1 protein-coding gene and 1 riboswitch are annotated in these 621 nt (G+C 58.8%); the gene reads left to right on the top strand.

What is annotated here, in order from left to right:
* A partial coding sequence (locus tag KDM41_18470) for a hypothetical protein (protein ID MCB1185410.1) occupies nt 1-180 on the top strand: 180 nt, incomplete at its 5' end.
* Between the two features lie 59 nt (nt 181-239).
* Nucleotides 240-345: riboswitch (TPP riboswitch) on the top strand.
* The last annotated feature ends 276 nt before the right edge of the window (nt 346-621 follow it).

Genomic DNA, 621 nt, shown 5'->3' with positions numbered 1-621 from the left:
ATGGCGCTCCTTGCGGGGGAACTCGATGCGCCCAACAACATAGAGGCTTTGTCGACACAGCCATTCCTTGACGTGCCGATGGTCTATGCCGATGGCAACCGGGCGATAGTCACCATGGCGAAGGGGCCTGAAGGAGAGAAGGTTTTCTCCGAAGCTTTTGCCGAGTGGGGACAGCAGTAATTGAGCAAGGGTCTTATACCCTTGCCAGATGCCTGGCGATGCGTCAGATAGAAGCCTGAAATTGTTCCGAGGGGTGTCCTGTTTCCAGGACTGAGATGGCGTGGAGCCGAACCCTTTGAACCTGAACCGGATCATGCCGGCGTAGGGATGGGAACAGGGCGCAGACATTTCAGCAGCCTCGCCCGGAATCTCAGCCTCAATACTTACGGCATGGCCTGCTCGCGGGAGCGTGGAACCATGGGCGTACAGCCATCGGGCTGGAGCGGAGCGATGATCAAGGCCGCCGTATGGACGGGCGGCGTTGTCCTCGTCTGGTGGCTTGCGCATGCCGCTTTCAATCCGCCGGCCTATATTTTCCCCGGCCCGGCGGATGTGCTTTCCAGTCTCGTATTGCAATGGCGCTTCCTGCTTGCCCATGCCGGCATTACGCTCATGGAAATG

It is taken from the genome of bacterium (assembly GCA_020440705.1).
In the GTDB taxonomy this organism is placed as follows: Bacteria; Krumholzibacteriota; Krumholzibacteriia; order LZORAL124-64-63; family LZORAL124-64-63; genus JAGRNP01.
This window is presented reverse-complemented; position numbering and strand designations above follow the sequence as displayed.